Source organism: Pelagerythrobacter sp. Soil_C_18 (assembly GCF_057657235.1).
In genome coordinates, this window is the sequence record NZ_JBDGIU010000001.1 from 723,206 (window position 1) to 739,104 (window position 15,899).

17 protein-coding genes are annotated in these 15,899 nt (G+C 67.2%); 10 read left to right on the top strand and 7 right to left on the bottom strand.

What is annotated here, in order from left to right:
- The first annotated feature begins 228 nt into the window (after positions 1 to 228).
- Positions 229 to 1,170 (top strand): peptidylprolyl isomerase, encoded by a 942-nt coding sequence (locus AC3A5N_RS03255; protein ID WP_487735866.1) that lies wholly within the window; start codon positions 229 to 231, stop codon positions 1,168 to 1,170.
- On the opposite strand, the gene AC3A5N_RS03260 is transcribed toward AC3A5N_RS03255, so the two are convergent.
- Entirely contained in the window at positions 1,167 to 1,532 is a 366-nt protein-coding gene (locus tag AC3A5N_RS03260) for a VOC family protein (protein WP_487735867.1), read from the bottom strand. The genes AC3A5N_RS03255 and AC3A5N_RS03260 overlap by 4 nt on opposite strands.
- Positions 1,532 to 3,619: a RelA/SpoT family protein gene (locus tag AC3A5N_RS03265; RefSeq protein ID WP_487735868.1), complete on the bottom strand. Its 2,088-nt coding sequence runs from the start codon at positions 3,617 to 3,619 to the stop codon at positions 1,532 to 1,534. Before AC3A5N_RS03265 ends, AC3A5N_RS03260 begins: the two co-directional genes overlap by 1 nt.
- Before the next feature lie 137 nt (positions 3,620 to 3,756).
- Between AC3A5N_RS03265 and AC3A5N_RS03270 the strand changes: the two genes are divergently transcribed.
- The 3 genes from AC3A5N_RS03270 to AC3A5N_RS03280 are packed head-to-tail and all read left to right on the top strand — an operon-like array spanning position 3,757 to position 6,325.
- Entirely contained in the window at positions 3,757 to 5,199 is a 1,443-nt protein-coding gene (locus AC3A5N_RS03270) for a cytochrome ubiquinol oxidase subunit I (RefSeq protein WP_487735869.1), read from the top strand.
- Complete coding sequence (gene cydB / locus AC3A5N_RS03275) at positions 5,196 to 6,194, top strand: cytochrome d ubiquinol oxidase subunit II (RefSeq protein WP_487735870.1); 999 nt, start codon at positions 5,196 to 5,198, stop codon at positions 6,192 to 6,194. The genes AC3A5N_RS03270 and cydB overlap by 4 nt, the downstream gene beginning before the upstream one ends.
- Complete coding sequence (locus AC3A5N_RS03280) at positions 6,194 to 6,325, top strand: DUF2474 domain-containing protein (protein ID WP_487735871.1); 132 nt, start codon at positions 6,194 to 6,196, stop codon at positions 6,323 to 6,325. The genes cydB and AC3A5N_RS03280 overlap by 1 nt, the downstream gene beginning before the upstream one ends.
- A gap of 119 nt (positions 6,326 to 6,444) precedes the next feature.
- Here the strand turns inward: AC3A5N_RS03280 and AC3A5N_RS03285 are convergent, their stop codons facing one another.
- Entirely contained in the window at positions 6,445 to 8,346 is a 1,902-nt protein-coding gene (locus AC3A5N_RS03285) for a M1 family metallopeptidase (RefSeq protein ID WP_487735872.1), read from the bottom strand.
- A 74-nt stretch (positions 8,347 to 8,420) separates the two neighbouring features.
- Positions 8,421 to 9,275 (bottom strand): oxygen-dependent coproporphyrinogen oxidase, encoded by an 855-nt coding sequence (gene hemF, locus AC3A5N_RS03290; protein ID WP_487735873.1) that lies wholly within the window; start codon positions 9,273 to 9,275, stop codon positions 8,421 to 8,423.
- 47 nt (positions 9,276 to 9,322) lie between these two features.
- Between hemF and pdeM the strand changes: the two genes are divergently transcribed.
- Together pdeM and infC are read left to right on the top strand one after the other, a co-directional pair.
- The gene (pdeM, locus tag AC3A5N_RS03295; RefSeq protein WP_487735874.1) at positions 9,323 to 10,015 is read left to right on the top strand and encodes a ligase-associated DNA damage response endonuclease PdeM; all 693 of its coding nucleotides are present in this window, start codon (positions 9,323 to 9,325) and stop codon (positions 10,013 to 10,015) included.
- A gap of 172 nt (positions 10,016 to 10,187) precedes the next feature.
- Positions 10,188 to 10,667, top strand: coding sequence for a translation initiation factor IF-3 (gene infC, locus AC3A5N_RS03300; protein WP_487735875.1), 480 nt, complete (start codon positions 10,188 to 10,190; stop codon positions 10,665 to 10,667).
- Positions 10,668 to 10,682: 15 nt separating this feature from the next.
- On the opposite strand, the gene AC3A5N_RS03305 is transcribed toward infC, so the two are convergent.
- Entirely contained in the window at positions 10,683 to 11,348 is a 666-nt protein-coding gene (locus AC3A5N_RS03305; protein WP_487735876.1) for a hypothetical protein, read from the bottom strand.
- Between the two features lie 129 nt (positions 11,349 to 11,477).
- Here AC3A5N_RS03305 and AC3A5N_RS03310 point away from each other — a divergent pair, with 129 nt between their 5' ends.
- The 3 genes from AC3A5N_RS03310 to AC3A5N_RS03320 all read left to right on the top strand — a co-directional run bounded on the left by AC3A5N_RS03310 (position 11,478) and on the right by AC3A5N_RS03320 (position 14,429).
- Positions 11,478 to 12,038 (top strand): hypothetical protein, encoded by a 561-nt coding sequence (locus tag AC3A5N_RS03310; protein WP_487735877.1) that lies wholly within the window; start codon positions 11,478 to 11,480, stop codon positions 12,036 to 12,038.
- 167 nt (positions 12,039 to 12,205) lie between these two features.
- The gene (locus tag AC3A5N_RS03315) at positions 12,206 to 13,525 is read left to right on the top strand and encodes a cystathionine gamma-synthase family protein (protein ID WP_487735878.1); all 1,320 of its coding nucleotides are present in this window, start codon (positions 12,206 to 12,208) and stop codon (positions 13,523 to 13,525) included.
- Positions 13,526 to 13,532: 7 nt separating this feature from the next.
- Positions 13,533 to 14,429 (top strand): ATP-grasp domain-containing protein, encoded by an 897-nt coding sequence (locus AC3A5N_RS03320; RefSeq protein WP_487735879.1) that lies wholly within the window; start codon positions 13,533 to 13,535, stop codon positions 14,427 to 14,429.
- Between the two features lie 61 nt (positions 14,430 to 14,490).
- On the opposite strand, the gene AC3A5N_RS03325 is transcribed toward AC3A5N_RS03320, so the two are convergent.
- Entirely contained in the window at positions 14,491 to 15,024 is a 534-nt protein-coding gene (locus AC3A5N_RS03325) for a J domain-containing protein (RefSeq protein WP_487735880.1), read from the bottom strand.
- A 170-nt stretch (positions 15,025 to 15,194) separates the two neighbouring features.
- Here AC3A5N_RS03325 and AC3A5N_RS03330 point away from each other — a divergent pair, with 170 nt between their 5' ends.
- Positions 15,195 to 15,341 (top strand): hypothetical protein, encoded by a 147-nt coding sequence (locus AC3A5N_RS03330; protein WP_487735881.1) that lies wholly within the window; start codon positions 15,195 to 15,197, stop codon positions 15,339 to 15,341.
- Between the two features lie 46 nt (positions 15,342 to 15,387).
- Here the strand turns inward: AC3A5N_RS03330 and pal are convergent, their stop codons facing one another.
- Entirely contained in the window at positions 15,388 to 15,897 is a 510-nt protein-coding gene (pal, locus tag AC3A5N_RS03335) for a peptidoglycan-associated lipoprotein Pal (RefSeq protein ID WP_487735882.1), read from the bottom strand.
- Positions 15,898 to 15,899 lie beyond the last annotated feature (2 nt).

Here is a 15,899-nt window from a genome sequence, read left to right on the forward strand (position 1 = left end):
GGATCGGGGCGGGCGCAAGACGTAGGCGTCGCACGGGGCGGAGCGGATGTGGCATGCCGCGTCAAAAGCGCTCCCGGGCGGCGCGGAGTTGTGGTAAGCAGGATGCAGGTGGCGGCGCTGCGCGGATCGGCATTCCCTGCGAACGCTGCCCCCAGGAGCCCCTTTCCGCCCCCCAAAACGCGTGGAAAGGGGCTTTTGCTTGGGGCCGGCGGCTGGCAAGCTCGCCCGATGAGGACCACCGCCATCGCGCTCGGCGCCGCCGCGCTCGCACTCGCCCTTCCCGCAGCCGCGCAGAACGAGACCGACGCGCCGCCCAGCCCTGGCGACATCATCGCCGCGGCATCGGCGTCGGAGTGGATCGCCATCGCGCCCGAAGACCTGCTGGTGATGACGCTCGCGCCCAAGGCGGACGGCGATCCGCGGGAGGTCGTCATTCAACTCATGCCACCGCCCTTCAGCCAGGGGTGGGTGGAGAACATCCGCACCCTCGCCCGCGCTGAGTGGTACGACGGTATCGCCGTGACCCGCGTGCAGGACAACTACGTCGTCCAGTGGGGCGATCCGAACGGGGAGGACGAAGCCAGAGCGAAGCCCTTGCCCAAGGGTTTGTCCTCCACCAGCGAGACGGAGTATCTGTCCAAGCGGCGCAGGAGTGAGACGACCTGGCTCAAGACTGCTACCGAATCCTATGCGCCGCACCACGGCTTCTTCGCAGGCTGGCCGATCGCCTGGAATGCCGGCAACGCCTGGCCCGTCCACTGCTACGGCATGGTCGGGGTCGGGCGCGGGATGTCGCCCGACACGGGATCGGGCGCGGAGCTCTACACAGTGGTCGGCCATGCGCCGCGCCATCTCGACCGCAATATCGCGCTCGTCGGGCGCGTGGTGGAGGGGATCGAGCACCTCTCCAGCCTGCCCCGCGGCACCGGGCCACTCGGCTTCTACGAGGATCCGGCGCAGAACGTGCCGATCGTCTCGATCCGCGTCGCGGGCGACTTGCCGGAAGGCGAGCGGCCACGGTTCGAGTATCTTTCGACCGAGGGCGAAACTTTCGCGCGCTACGCGGACGCCCGCGCCAACCGGCGCGATCCGTTCTTCATCGTGCCCGCGGGCGGCGCGGACATCTGCAATATTCCGGTGCCGGTGCGGCGGGTGGCGGAGGCCCGCTAGAGCCGCTGCATCAGTTCGATGCGGTTGCCGAATGGATCGGCGATGTCGCCGCGGACGTAGCCCTCGAGCGGCTTGCCCGGCGCGAAAGACACCCCGGCCGCTTCGAGCCGGGCGGCAAAGCGCTCGAGATCGTCCACCAGCAACGCCGGATGCGCCTTGCGGGCCGGGCGGAACTCGCGCTCGACTCCGAGATGGATGTTCGCGCCGCCGCCCACGAACCAGCAGCCCCCGCTCGCCGCGAGATACGCGGGCTTGGGCACTTCCTCCAGGCCGAGCACGCCGGCGTAGAAGGTGCGTGCCACAGGCTCCTCCCCCGCCGGCATGGAGACCTGCACGTGGTCGATGCCGATCACGTGTCCCATCAGATCCGCTCCGCCTGGGCGACGGCGTCGCTGGCGCGCAGCGCGCTGATGATGCGGGTAAGGTGCGCAAGGTCGTGCACCTCGAGATCGAGCTCGTAGGTCTGGAACGGGCTGTCGCGCTGCGTCTGGTCGAGCGCGACGACGTTGGCGAGGTTCTGCGCGAAGATCGCCGCCATGTCCGCCAGCGTCCCGGGCCGGTCGTAGAGGATCACCCGCAGCCGCCCGACCGCACCCTGCGAGCGCTTGCCCCATGACAGGTCGAGCCAGTCCGAATCGATTCCGCTCGCCAACTCGAAGCAGTCGATCGCGTGAACCTCCACCCCTTCGCCCGGCTTGCGCAGGCCGACGATGCGGTCGCCCGGAACCGGATGGCAGCACTTGGCAAGCTGGAAGCCGACGCCGGGGGTGAGGCCGCGGATGGAGATGACCCGCTCCCTCGCCGGCCACTCGGCATCCGCGATCTGGGCGGTGGAGCCGGGCACGAGCGCCTCCATTACCTCACGATCGTCGACCTTGGCCGCGCCGATCGCGTACATCAGGTCTTCCTCGTCCTCCAGCTCCAGCCGGGCGACGGCATCGCGGATCGCCTTCTTGCCGATCTTGGCCGGAACGCGCGCCGCGATCTCGTCGAACAGCTTGCGGCCGATCTCGGCCACTTCGGCCCGTTCCTTGAGGCGCACGGCGCGGCGGACCGCTGCGCGCGCCTTGCCGGTGACGACGAAGCCGAGCCACGAGAGTTGCGGCTCGGCATTCTTGCTCTTGATGATCTCGACCACGTCGCCGTTCTCGAGTTGCGTGCGCAGCGGCACGTGCCGGCCGTTGATCTTGGCGCCGACTGTCTGCGCGCCGAGATCCGTGTGGACCGCGAAGGCGAAGTCGACCGGGGTCGCGCCGATCGGAAGCTGGAACAGCGAACCCTTGGGCGTGAACGCGAAGATGCGATCCTGATAGATCGCCATGCGCGTATGCTCGAGCAGTTCCTCGGCGTCGTGGCTGGCGTCGACGATCTCGATCAGGTCGCGCAGCCAGCCGACTTGCCCGTCGGGCCGGTCCGCCTGCTTGTAGGCCCAGTGCGCGGCGAGGCCGAACTCGTTGGTGCGGTGCATCTCGCGCGTGCGGATCTGCACTTCCACGCGCATCGAGTTCTCGTAGATCAGCGAGGTGTGGATCGAGCGGTAGCCGTTGGTCTTGGGCGTCGAGATGTAGTCCTTGAACCGGCCGGGAATGAACTGCCAGGTCGTGTGGAGCACGCCGATCGCGGCGTAGCAGTCCGCCTCGCTCTCGCAGATCACGCGGAAGGCCATGATGTCGCTCACCTGCTCGAACGGCATGTGGCGCTCGGCCATCTTGCGCCAGATCGAATAGGGATGCTTCTCCCGGCCCGAGACTTCGACCTTGAGCCCGGCTTCGGCAAGCGCCTGCTTGATCGCCAGCGCGATCGCATCGACCTGCCCGCCGCCCTGCTTGCGGATCTCCTCCAGCCGACCGGTGATCGTCCGGTAGGCTTCGGGCTCGAGCTGCTCGAAGGCAAGGAGCTGCATTTCGCGCATGTATTCGTACATGCCCACCCGCTCCGCCAGCGGAGCGTAGATATCCATCGTCTCGCGCGCGATTCGGCGGCGCTTCTCCGGACTTTTGATAAAATGGAGCGTGCGCATGTTGTGCAGCCGGTCGCCGAGCTTGACCAGCAGCACGCGGATGTCCTCGCTCATCGCCAGCAGGAACTTGCGCAGGTTCTCGGCCGCGCGCTCGTTCTCGGGCATCGCCTCGATCTTGGATAGCTTGGTGACGCCGTCGACCAGCCGCGCGACATCGGGGCCGAAATGTTCCTCGACGTCCTCGATCGTCGCCAGCGTATCCTCCACCGTGTCGTGGAGCAAAGCGGTGACGATCGTCTCCTGATCGAGCTGGAGATCGGTCATCAACCCGGCGACCTCGACCGGATGGCTGAAATAGGGATCGCCGCTGGCCCGCTTCTGTGTGCCGTGCTTCTGCACGGTGTAGACATAGGCGCGGTTGAGCAACGCCTCGTCGGCGTCGGGGTCGTACTCCTTGACCCGTTCCACAAGTTCGTACTGGCGCAGCATCGCAGCGACGATGTGAGGATTACGCGTGTCGCCGCAAGTGTTTTCGCGAAGTTTGGGAAACTTGCACCGCGCGCAACTGCTGTTTCCCCGAATGGCGATATACGGCGCGGTAGATCTCGGCTAGGCTCTCAGCCGCGATGTTGCAGGACCTCGACGCCATCCTCCTCGCGCGGATCCAGTTCGCCTTTACGGTGAGCTTCCACTTCTTTTTTCCGGCTTTCTCAATCGGGCTCGCGAGCTATCTCGCGGTGCTGGAGGGGCTGTGGCTCAAGACGGGCGAGCAGCGCTACCACGACCTGTTCAAGTACTGGCTGAAGATCTTCGCCGTCACTTTCGCAATGGGCGTCGTCTCCGGCATCGTGCTGTCCTACCAGTTCGGGACGAACTGGGCGGTCTTCTCGGACCGCGCCGGGCCGGTGATCGGGCCGCTGATGGCCTACGAAGTGCTGACCGCCTTCTTCCTCGAGGCGGGGTTCCTCGGCGTCATGCTGTTCGGGATGGAGAAGGTCGGGCGCAAGCTGCACTTCGCGGCGACCTGCATGGTCGCGCTCGGCACCTTCGTCTCGGCCTTCTGGATCCTCAGCGTCAACTCGTGGATGCAGACGCCGACCGGGTTCGTGATGGGGGCCAACGGCCAGTTCCTGCCGGGCGAGAGCTGGTGGGACATCGTCTTCAACCCGAGCTTCCCCTACCGCCTCGTACACACGGTGATCGCGGCCTACCTGACCACGGCCTTCGTCGTGGGCGGGGTCGGCGCCTGGCATCTGCTCAAGGACCGCACCAATCCCCACGCGCGGACGATGTTCTCGATGGCGATGTGGATGGCCGCGATCGTTGCGCCGATCCAGATCCTCGCAGGCGATCTGCATGGGCTCAACACGCTCGAGCATCAGCCGGCCAAGGTCATGGCGATGGAGGGGCATTTCGAAAGCCACCCCGATGGCGCGCCGCTGATCCTGTTCGGCATCCCCGACAGCGAGGAGGAGACTGTCCACTACGCGGTCGAGATTCCCAAGGCCTCCTCGCTGATCCTCAAGCATGACCTGAACGCCCCCCTCGCCGGGCTCGACACGATCCCCGAGGAGGACCGGCCGCCGGTCGGCGTCGTGTTCTGGTCGTTCCGGGTAATGGTCGGGATCGGGCTGGCGATGCTCGGGATCGGTATGTGGAGCCTGCTCGCGCGGGCGCGCCGCAAGCTCTACGACTGGCGCTGGCTTCACCGCGCGGCGTTGGTCATGGGCCCGTCGGGCTTCGCCGCGGTGCTCGCCGGATGGATCACCACCGAGGTCGGGCGCCAGCCGTGGACGATCTACGGTCTGCTGCGCACCGCCGACAGCGCCAGCCCGCTCGACGCGCCGGCCGTGGCGACCTCGCTCGTCGCGTTCATCGTCGTCTACTTCGCGGTGTTCGGGGCTGGCACCTGGTATATCCTCAGGCTGATGAGCAAGTCGCCGATGCCTGGCGAACGCGGGGTCAAACACGGGGAGAAAGGGCCGATCCGCACTTCCGGCATCACCCCGGGGCCGACGCAGAATCCGGGGCGGCGTGAGACCATTCCGGACGGACAGGACGAGGCATGATCGATCTCTCGCTCATCTGGGCCTTCATCATCGCCTTCGCGGTGTTCGCCTACGTCGTGATGGATGGATTCGATCTCGGCATCGGCATCCTCTTCCCGAGCTTCAGCGTCGGCGAGGAGCGCGACAGCGCGATGAACTCGATCGCGCCGGTGTGGGACGGGAACGAGACCTGGCTGGTGCTCGGCGGCGGCGGGTTGATGGCGGCCTTTCCCCTCGCTTACGCGATCGTCCTTCCTGCGACCTACCCGCTGATCATCGCGATGCTTCTGGGCCTCGTGTTCCGCGGCGTGGCGTTCGAGTTCCGCTGGCGCGATCCCGCGCATCGCCCGCTGTGGGATCTCGCCTTCACGGTCGGCTCGTTCGTCGCCGCGCTGAGCCAGGGCATGGTGCTCGGCGCGCTGCTGCAGGGGGTCGATGTGGCGGGCCGCGCCTATGCCGGAAGCTGGTGGGATTGGCTGACGCCCTATACGTTGCTGACCGGCCTCGGCACGGTCGCCGGCTATGCGCTGCTCGGCAGCACCTGGCTGATCTGGAAGCTCGAGGGGCCGGCGCAGGACCATGCCCGGCGGATGGCCGTCCGCGCCGCAATCGCCACGCTGGCGCTGCTGGCGGCGGTCAGTGTCTATACCGTATTCCTCGAGGGGCAGTATTTCGACCGCTGGTTTTCGATGCCGAGCGTGCTGTTCGCCGCCAACGTCCCGCTGCTGACCGCGATCATCGCCTTCCTGCTGTTCCGCGGCCTGGCGAAAGGCTGGGAAGCCGCGCCGTTCTGGCTCTCGCTGGCGTTGTTCTTCCTCGGCATGGCGGGGCTCGGCGTATCGATGTTCCCCTATATTGTGCCCAATCAGGTGACGATCTGGGACGCGGCCGCGCCCGAGAGCAGCCAGATTTTCATGCTGATCGGGGTCGGCATCACAATGCCACTGATCATCGCCTACACCGGCTGGGCCTACTGGGTCTTCCGCGGCAAGGTCGGCCACGAAGGTTACCACTGATGGACGAGATCGGTCGCAGCGCCGATCGGCGGCCGCTGTGGCAGCGACTCGCCTGGCTCGCCGCGATCTGGATCGCCAGCGTGGCGATGCTCGGCGTGGTGGCTTGGATCCTGAGGCTGTGGATCGCCTGACGAGGGGTGCGGTCCTGATGCCCCGCCACCCTCTCCCGTAATCCTCCGCCATCATCCTCCGCCATCATTCCAGCGCACGCTGAGTGACGGGAAATGGGTGACGGCACCGAATTTGGCCGTCACTCCTTCCAGCCGACCACCTTGTCCACGCTCCCGCGGGTCACGGCGTGATAGCTGGGGCGGGTCTTGGCGTAGATGCGCTGGGCGATCGGCTGGCCCCATTCGCCTTCCTCCATCAGCGTGGCGAAGAGGGGGCGGACGAACTTGGCGCGGCCGACTTCGGCGAGAAACGCCTCGGCCTTGGGCACCGCGGGCTCGTAACGGTTGGCAAGCGCCAGTTCGAGCCACAGGAACAGCTCCTCGTTGTTGCCCGTGCCCGAGAGCCCGAGCTGCCGGTCGAGCTGCGCGAGCTCTTCCGCTGAAAGTTGCTGCGGCAGCTTCTGCAGGAAGCGCTGCCGCTCGGCCGAGCTCCATCCGCGCCACACGCCCGCCGTCGGAATCGCGCGGTTCGCGCCATAGGCGGCCGCGGCCGCGTCGACCGTCGCGAACGCCGCCGGATCGGGCCGCGCGACATTGGCGGGCAGACCCGGCTCGTAAATCCATTCGCGCAGCCGCAACCGCTCGGCCTCAGGCTCACTGCCGGCGAGATTCTTGCGCATGTCCTCGTGGATCATCGCCGAGGTCGCCGGCTCGAAGGCGTGGTTGTCGAACCACTGGCGCAGCCAGGCATCGAAGCGCTCGCGCCCGACCTCGCGCTCGAGCGTGCGCAGGAAGGCCGCGCCCTTGTCGTAGACGATCGCGCTGCCCGCGCTGTCGGTGCCGTCGGGCTGGTGCAGCGCCGTGCCCGGGGCATCGGCGCCGACTTCGGCCAGCGTCTCCTCGATCGCGGCGAAGCTCAGCGCGGCTTCCTGCTCGGCGCGCTTCTCGCCGTAGATCTCCTCGATGATGCGGTTCTCGAAATAGGAGGTCACCCCTTCGTTGAGCCAGCTGTCGGCCCAGACCGCGTTGGTGACGAGATTGCCCGACCACGAATGGGCCAGCTCGTGTGCGACGAGGCCCGTCAGGCTGCGGTCCCCGGCGATGAAGGTCGGCGTAAGGAAAGTCATGACCGGATTTTCCATCCCGCCGAAGGGGAAGGCCGGCGGCAGGACGATCATATCGTAGCGGCCCCAGCGGTAGGGGCCGTAGAGCGCCTCGGCTTCCTCCACCATATCCTCGGTGTCGGCGACTTCCCAATGCGCGCGGTCGAGCACTTCCGGCTCGGCCCAGACGCCGGTACGCGGGCCGATCGCGCGGAAGTCGATGTCGCCTGCGGCAATGGCGATCAGGTAAGGCGCGACTGGCTTGTCCATCAGGAAGCGGAACGCGCGGCGGCCGTTACCGAGGTCTTGCGGCTCGCCCTGGAGAATGCCCGACATGACCACGTCGAGCGGCTTCGGCGCAGTGATCCGCGCTTCCCAGGTCTGGCGGATACCCGGGCTGTCCTGCGTCGGAATCCAGCTCCGGTTGTGAATTGCCTGGCCCTGGCTGAACAGGAACGGATGCTCGCCGCCCGCGGTCTGCTCGGGATCGAGCCACTGGAGCGCGCTCGCCTGCGGGTTCGCGGTGTAGGCGATCGTGACCCGGCGCGCGTTCCCGATCGTGATCGTCAGCGGCGCGCCCTTGCCTTCCACGCGCTCGCCGACTTCGAAGTCCAGCTCATTGCCGCGCGCGTCGGTGACGCGGCTGACCTGCAGCCCGTCGCTGTCGAGCACGATCTGCGAGGCATCGGGCCGCGCGAGGATGTCGAGCGTGGCCGTGCCGCCGACGCTGTCACGTTCGAAATCGAGCGCGAGATCGAGCGCCACATGGGTCACCCGTGCGACCTGCGGCTGCGCGAAGGTCGCGCTGTCCACCGCGTCGGGCGTGGTCAGGATCGGCGCGACCATGCGCTCGGCCGGGGCGGCCGGCGGCTGCGCCTCCATCGTCGTGCAGGCAGTGGTGGCAAGAAGCAGCGAAAGCGCGGCGGCGATGGGGCGCATGGGTCTCTCCCGGATTGCGGTTATCAGGTTCGCATATCGGCGCAGGCGGGTGGTGCCAAGCGCCGGACTGAAGTTCAGCTCCACACCGCTTCGGGCGGCAGGCTCATCAGAATGGCGTCGATGTTGCCCCCGGTCTTGAGGCCGAACAGCGTGCCGCGGTCGTAGACGAGGTTGAACTCGGCATAGCGGCCGCGCCATTCGAGCTGGCGACGCTTGTCCTCGGGTGTGAACTCCGCACCCATCCGGCGGCGGACGATGGCCGGAAACACCTCGAGGAAGGCACTGCCCACGTCCTGCGTGAAGATAAAGTTGCGCTCCCACGCGGCTTCGTCGGCGCATTCGAGGTGATCGTAGAAGATGCCGCCCACCCCGCGGTGGACGCCGCGGTGGGGAATGAAGAAATAGTCGTCGGCCCACTTCTTGAAGCGTTCGTAGTAGGTCGGATTGTGACGCGCGCAGACCGCGCGGAAGGCGGCGTGGAATGCTTCGGTGTCGTCGTCGTAGGGGATCGGCGGGTTGAGGTCCGCGCCGCCGCCGAACCAGGCCTTTGCGGTCGTCAGGAAGCGCGTGTTCATGTGCACCGCCGGCACGTGCGGGTTCGCCATGTGGGCGACGAGGCTGATGCCGGTTGCGGTGAACTCCGGGTTTTCCTCCGCGCCGTGGATCGTGCGGGCGAACTCGGGCGCGAAGCGGCCGTGGACGGTCGAGACGTTGACCCCGACCTTCTCGAACACCTTGCCCTTCATCACTCCGCGGACGCCGCCACCGGGCTCCGCGTTGCCCTCTTCCTCCCGCTGCCACGGGATGTACTCGAACGCCGCGTCGGAGCCCGCCTCGCGCTCGATCGCTTCGAACTCGCCGCAGATGCGGTCGCGCAGGTCCTCGAACCAGTTTTTCGCGCGGGCGGTGTGGGGTTGCCAGTCGGTCATGGTGCGAATCCCTTGCCAACCCCGATCCCCTACGGCAAGAGCGGTCCATGGTTCCCCTTTCGTTCGCTGGCGAGGAGTTCGTCCTCACGCAAGGCCGCGCGCTCTATTGGCCGCGCGAGCGTGCGCTGCTGGTCGCGGACCTGCATCTCGAGAAGGCGAGCTTCTACGCGCGCCACGGGCAGATGCTGCCGCCCTACGACAGCCGCGAGACGCTGGAGCGGGTCGCGCTGGCAATCCGCGAGACCGGGGCGCGGCGCGTCTACACGCTGGGCGACAACTTCCACGACAGCCACGGCAGCACGCGGCTGGAGGATCATGCGGCGGGCATGCTCGCCGCGCTCACGCGGGCGACCGACTGGGTGTGGATCACCGGCAACCATGATCCGGCGATGGAAGCGCGCAGCGGCGGGACGATCGCCAAGGAACTCGAGCTGGCCGGGATCGTCCTGCGCCACCAGGCTCGTGCGGGAGAGACGCGGCCCGAGCTGTCGGGCCACTATCACCCGCGGCTCCAGGTCACCGTGCGCGAGCGCCACATCCGGCGCCCCTGCGCGGTGGTGGCGAGCGGCGAAGGAAGCGGCGGACGCATGATCCTACCGGCCTTCGGCGCACTGACCGGCGGGATGAACGCGGCCGACCCGGTGATCCGGGAGGCGATGCAGCCCGCCGCGCGGATCGACGCCGTGCTGCCTCTGGCCGGGAAGCTCGCACAGTTCCCGCTGTGGCGTGCCGCGGCATAATGGAAACACCGGAACGCAGACGAGAGGCGCTCGCGCAGGGCCTCTAGCGAATCCCTGCGATTCCGCCTACATGGGGCGCCACTGACAACGGCAAACAGGAGACCGCCCCATAGCCCGTCCCCCCCGGCGCACATTGCAACCGCCCGTAAAGAGCGGCCCGCGCTTTGATAACATGATCCAGTCCGACAAGGTTCGCGTCATCGATGAGAATGGCGAAAACCTCGGCGTGATGTACACCCGCGAAGCGATCGAACAGGCGGCCGAAGTCGGCCTGAACCTGGTCGAGGTTTCCCCCAACGCCGATCCGCCGGTCTGCAAGTTCCTCGACGTCGGCAAGTACCGCTACGAGGCGCAGAAGAAGGCAAACGCCGCGCGCAAGACGCAAAAGACGCAGGAAATCAAAGAGATAAAGATGCGTCCGAACATCGACGATCACGACTATGACGTGAAGATGCGCAACGTGAACAAGTTCATCGAGCACGGCGACAAGGTGAAGGTCACCCTGCGCTTCCGCGGGCGCGAAATGGCGCACCAGCAGCTCGGCATGGACTTGCTGCGGCGTGTGCAGGACGACGTCGAAGAGATCGCGAAGGTCGAGGCCTACCCGCGTCTCGAAGGCCGCCAGATGCTGATGGTGCTGGCGCCCAGATAAACCGGCGCCTCGCCGCTACTCAACCCAGAAATCGAGAATCGTGAAGCGCGCGGGCCCGGTGGCGAATACGCCGTGGCCGCGCCCTCCGCTGGACCCGAGGACGAACCCGACGCGCGAGGCGTCTTCCAGCGCCCGCGCGAAGGCTTCGGGCGCGCTGTTCCGATTGGCGCCCTGCACAGCGGTCCAGTTCGCATCGAGCGGCACGCTGACCTCGTGCGTGCCGGGCGTGAGCGGTCCCATGGTCGCGGCCGGCGCATACCAGCGATAGGTCGCGTAGCGTCCCTTCGCCGTCCAGTTGTCGCCGCCGCGCTGGAAATAGAGCGACAGTGTCGCTTTCTTCTGCGGGCTCTCCTCCGGCACGATACGCACTCCTCGTTCGCCTTCGATGCGGTAGCGCAGCACGATTCGGCGCGCGCCGGCGAGCGAGCCGGTCGGCACCGTCACGTAGTGCACGTGCCCCTCGCGGGGCGTCGGCCAGGGGATATCGAAGAAGGTCTCGCCGCCCTCATACGTCGCGTAGCGCGGCATGCCGGGCGAATGGCTCCGGCCGCGCAGGATCGGCCCGATCTGCCATTCCGAGGCACGCTCCTGGGCCGATCGCGCGGCGGAGGGTTCGGGAATGGAGAGCGCGGCCAGCGGAACGGCGGCGAAAAGGGCGGTGGCGATTGCAGCACGGATCATCCCCGAGACGTGCCACAAAGTGGTTTAGCGGCACCTGAACTGCCGGTTCGGGGTGGCGACAGGCATTTCGGTAGCGCGGCTCCTGGTGTACCCTCCGGCTGGTCGAAGACGCAGCCTCTGGGGAGACACATGCAACCCAATTCCGTCATGCTCGTTGCCGGTATCGTGCTCGCTCTTGCGGGATGCGGGCAGACGAACGGCGATAACGAAACCTCCGCGGGCGAGGTCATAGCGCCGGAATCGCCCATTCCGTCCCCGACGACCGATGCGCCCGGCGAGAGCGAAACCGGGACCGTTCTGCCGGATGTCGGTGCGGCCCCGCTGGTGCCGGAGGCCGAGAAGGGCGAGCCTGGCGCGCGGAAGGTTCTGCTCGCCTTCGCGCGGGCGATCGAGTTCGAGGATTTCGACCAGGCCTACGCCATGCTGGGAGAGGCGGCGCGGGACAGGATCGGCCATGCCGACTTCACCGCGATGTTCGAGGGCCTAGGCGAGATCACCGTTGCCGTGCCCATGGGGCAAATGGAGGGTGCCGCCGGCTCGCTCTACTACCAGGTTCCGACCACGATCACGGGCAGCAAGGGCGGCAAGCTGACCGGCACCACCGTGCTGCGCAGGGTCAACGACGTCCCCGGCGCGACCGCGGAGCAACTGCGCTGGCATATCGATTCGTTCACGGTGGAGCCGGGCTGAGGAGGAACGCTCGGACGAGTTGAAAACCCGCCGGCACGGCGATAATTGCAAGGCATCGCGGCACCGGGCGGAGATGCGTTCCTGCGGAGGTTAGGAACGGGCGCCGCCGGCCAGCCATCCGAGCTCCTGCCTTCCTGGGAGCGTGATGCAAAGGAAGGAGCGCCTCCATGCCGGACGCTATCGATTCCACCGACAAGCCGACCCCGCGCCGCAATCCCAAGCCCGAAGTGACCAAGATCGACGGGCGCCGGCTCAAGCCGAGCACGCTGATGATGGGCCACGGCTACGAACCCTCGCTCTCCGAAGGCTCGCTGAAGCCGCCGATCTTCCTCACCAGCACTTTCGCGTTCGAGAACGCGGCGGCCGGCAAGCGCCACTTCGAAGGCATCACCGGTCTGCGCCCCGGCGGCGCGGAAGGCCTCGTCTATTCGCGCTTCAACGGACCCAACCAGGAGATCCTCGAGGACCGGCTGAGCATCTGGGACGGGGCGGAGGACGCGCTGTCGTTCTCCAGCGGGATGACCGCGATCTGCATCCTGATGCTCGCCTATGTCTCGGCGGGCGACGTAATCGTCCATTCGGGCCCGCTATACGCCGCGAGCGAGGGCTTCGTCGCCAAGGTGCTGGCCAAGTTCGGAGTGACTTACGTCGACTTCCCCGCCGGTGCGACACGCGAGGAGCTCGACGCGGTGATCGCCAAGGCCAAGGCGCAGGCCGACGAGCAGGGCGGCAAGGTCGCGATGATCTATCTCGAAAGCCCGGGCAATCCGACCAATGCGCTGGTCGATGTGGAGGCGGTGCGCGACGCGCGCGACGCGGCGCTCGACAAGGACGTGACGCCGATCGCGATCGACAACACCTTCCTCGGCCCGCTGTGGCAGCGCCCGCTCGACAATGGGGCGGACATCGTCGCTTATTCGCTGACCAAGTACGTCGGCGGTCACTCGGACCTCGTCGCGGGCAGCGTTGCCGGCGCCAAGAAGTGGATGGATCCGGTCCGCGCGCTCCGCAACACAATGGGCGGCATTGCCGACCCGAACACCGCGTGGATGCTGCTGCGCTCGCTGGAGACGGTCGAACTTCGCATGCAGCGTGCGGGCGAGAACGCGGCCAAGGTCTGCGAATACCTGCGCGGCCATTCCAAGGTCGAGCGGCTCGGCTATCTCGGCTTCATCGAGGATGCGCGGCAGAAGGACATCTACGATCGGCACTGCACCGGCGCGGGATCGACTTTCTCGGTCTTCATCAAAGGGGGCGAGGCCGAGTGCTTCCGCTTCCTCGACGCGCTCAAGGTCGCCAAGCTCGCCGTCAGCCTCGGCGGCACGGAGACGCTGGCGAGCCATCCCGCCTCGATGACGCACCTTTCCGTGCCCGGGCCGCGCAGGGCGACGCTTGGCATTACCGACAATCTGGTGCGCATCTCGGTCGGCATCGAAGATCCGGACGATCTGATCTCCGATTTCGAGCAGGCGCTCGAACAGGTCTGACGCGCGGATGAAGGTCGGGTTTCTCGCCTGTGCCGGCACGCTGCCGGACGCCGGACCGCGGCGCGGCGACGCCTTCGAGCACGATCTCGAAGTCGCCGCACTGCGCCCGGCGCTGGCCGCGCGCGGGCTGGAGCTGGTCGAGATCGACTGGCGTGCGCCGCTGGAGCAGTTCGCCGATCTCGGCTGCGTGCTGCTCGGCACCGCCTGGGACTACCAGGACCGCGCGGCCGAATTCGTCGCGCGGCTCGATGCGCTGACCGCGCGCGGAATCCGGGTCTGCAATCCGCCCGACGTGGTGCGCTGGAACATCGACAAGAGCTATCTCGCGGAACTCGCCGGCCGCAGCGCCGCGACAGTGCCGACGCTGTGGCACGATGACGTCGGACGGGCTGAGGTCGAGGCGGCGATGGCGCACTTCGGCGCCGACCGCGTGGTGGTGAAGCGCCGCGTCGGCGCAGGCGGCGAAGGCCAGCACAGCTTCACACGTGGGACGCTGCCCGAAGCAGGCTGGCGCATGGGCCGCGCGGCGATGATCCAGCCCTTCCTGCCCGCGATCCTCGAGGAGGGCGAGTTCACCTTCGTCTTCGTCGACGGCCACTTCTCGCACGGAGTCAACAAGCGCGCCGCGACGGGCGAGTATCGCATCCAGTCGATCTTCGGGGGGCACGAGGCGGGCTACGATCCGGCACCCGCCGATCTCGCCACCGCCGAAGCGGTGATGGCCGCTCTGCCCTTCGCCGACCTGCTCTATGCGCGGATCGACATGGTCCGGCTGCCCGGCGGCGAACTCGCGGTGATGGAGGCAGAACTGATCGAGCCCTACCTCTATCCTGAGCAGGGTCCCGACTTGGGGGATCGGCTGGCCGATGCGCTGGCGCGGTGGTTAACGGTTCCGGCGGCGTAGGGCGGAGCAGTTAAGCCATCATCCCAGCGGTCGCCGGGATGACGGAGAGGCGTATACCGCCCTACCCCTTCCACTCGCGCCGCTCTTCCGCCTGGCGGAGGACCTCGTAGGCTACCTGCAGCGCCTGGAACTGCCTTGCAGCCTCGGCGTCGCCCGGTTTGACGTCGGGATGCACTTCCTTCGCGCGGTTGCGGTAGGCCTTCTTCACCGCCGGGAAATCGGCATCGCTTTCCAGCCCGAGCAGGTCGAGCGCGCGCATCTCGTCGGCGGAGCGTGACCCGTCGCCGCTGCCGGTCCAACCGTAGTGCTGTGCCTCGGCATAGCCGGCGCTTTCCGCCCGCTCGGCCTTGGCGCGCGCTTCCTTCTCGGCCTTGTCGAGGCCTTCGAAATAGTCCCACTTCGAATTGTATTCGGCCGCGTGGCGCTGGCAGAAATACCAGCGGTCGGGGCTGTTGGGGGCCTTGGGCGCCGGGCAGTCGCCGGCTTCCTCGCACCCGTGCCGGTCGCACAGGCGCACGGTCACCGCTTCACGCGACGTGCCGTAGCTGCGCCAGCGGGGAAAGCCCCAGTCAAGCGATCGGCGGGCGCGGCTCACGCGAAGCCTCGTAAAGTCGTTGGTCCGGCTGACATCGGCCCTAGTCTAGGGATCGTTGCCCGCGCTGGAAAGGCGCGCGACAAAGGTTCGGTCAGAAATGTTGCACTGCAACATAGCGTTCATGTTTGTGCTGTATGGACCGTGCGACGGAATTGCCGAAAGAACATGAGATGAGCAGACAGCTTACATTTTCCGCGACGGTGTGCACGCTGACGCTGGCGTTGTTCGCGCTCGTCGCGGGACAGGGCGGCATGATCGATGGCCTCACGCCCACGGCGCAGATCGCGCCGCTCACCATCGGTACCGCGATCGAGTGATCGAAATCGGCGCGCCCCCGGCGATACGGGGGCGCGCCACGTTTCATCAGTTGACGACTACGCTCACCGCACGGCGGTTCTGCGCCCACGCCGCTTCGTTCGAGCCGAGCGCGACCGGGCGTTCCTTGCCGTAGCTGACCGTGCGGATGCGATTGGTCGCCACGCCCAGGCTGACGAGGTAGTTTTTCGCCGCGTTGGCGCGCCGCTCACCCAGCGCGAGGTTGTATTCGCGCGTACCGCGTTCGTCGGCATGGCCTTCGACCGTGATCGTGATGTTCGGATACTGCGCCAGGTACTGCGCCTGCGTCTGCAGCGCGGCCATGTCCGCACTGTCGACGTTGTAGCGGTCGGTATCGAAGTAGATCACGTTCTGACCGTTCACCGCATTCTCGAAATGCTCCTGCGTGCCCAGGACGGGCCCGGTCGGGCCGGTCGGCGTCGGGGCGGAGGTCGTCGGGGCCGGCTCGGGCGGAAGCGATTCCGGCGGCTCCTTCTTGCACGCAGCCAGAGCCACGGTTCCTGCGAGAAGAGCGACGGTTGCAAAGCGTAGTTTCATGG

Coding starts and splice junctions, on each gene's coding strand:
- cydB (WP_487735870.1), top strand. CDS start 5,196: ATGATCGATCTCTCGCTCATCTGGGCCTTCATCATCGCCTTCGCGGTG.
- pdeM (WP_487735874.1), top strand. CDS start 9,323: ATGGTTCCCCTTTCGTTCGCTGGCGAGGAGTTCGTCCTCACGCAAGGC.
- AC3A5N_RS03265 (WP_487735868.1), bottom strand. CDS start 3,619: ATGCTGCGCCAGTACGAACTTGTGGAACGGGTCAAGGAGTACGACCCC.
- AC3A5N_RS03305 (WP_487735876.1), bottom strand. CDS start 11,348: ATGATCCGTGCTGCAATCGCCACCGCCCTTTTCGCCGCCGTTCCGCTG.
- AC3A5N_RS03310 (WP_487735877.1), top strand. CDS start 11,478: ATGCAACCCAATTCCGTCATGCTCGTTGCCGGTATCGTGCTCGCTCTT.
- AC3A5N_RS03320 (WP_487735879.1), top strand. CDS start 13,533: ATGAAGGTCGGGTTTCTCGCCTGTGCCGGCACGCTGCCGGACGCCGGA.
- AC3A5N_RS03330 (WP_487735881.1), top strand. CDS start 15,195: ATGAGCAGACAGCTTACATTTTCCGCGACGGTGTGCACGCTGACGCTG.
- AC3A5N_RS03260 (WP_487735867.1), bottom strand. CDS start 1,532: ATGGGACACGTGATCGGCATCGACCACGTGCAGGTCTCCATGCCGGCG.
- pal (WP_487735882.1), bottom strand. CDS start 15,897: ATGAAACTACGCTTTGCAACCGTCGCTCTTCTCGCAGGAACCGTGGCT.
- AC3A5N_RS03315 (WP_487735878.1), top strand. CDS start 12,206: ATGCCGGACGCTATCGATTCCACCGACAAGCCGACCCCGCGCCGCAAT.
- AC3A5N_RS03285 (WP_487735872.1), bottom strand. CDS start 8,346: ATGCGCCCCATCGCCGCCGCGCTTTCGCTGCTTCTTGCCACCACTGCC.
- infC (WP_487735875.1), top strand. CDS start 10,188: ATGATCCAGTCCGACAAGGTTCGCGTCATCGATGAGAATGGCGAAAAC.
- AC3A5N_RS03280 (WP_487735871.1), top strand. CDS start 6,194: ATGGACGAGATCGGTCGCAGCGCCGATCGGCGGCCGCTGTGGCAGCGA.
- AC3A5N_RS03270 (WP_487735869.1), top strand. CDS start 3,757: ATGTTGCAGGACCTCGACGCCATCCTCCTCGCGCGGATCCAGTTCGCC.
- hemF (WP_487735873.1), bottom strand. CDS start 9,275: ATGACCGACTGGCAACCCCACACCGCCCGCGCGAAAAACTGGTTCGAG.
- AC3A5N_RS03255 (WP_487735866.1), top strand. CDS start 229: ATGAGGACCACCGCCATCGCGCTCGGCGCCGCCGCGCTCGCACTCGCC.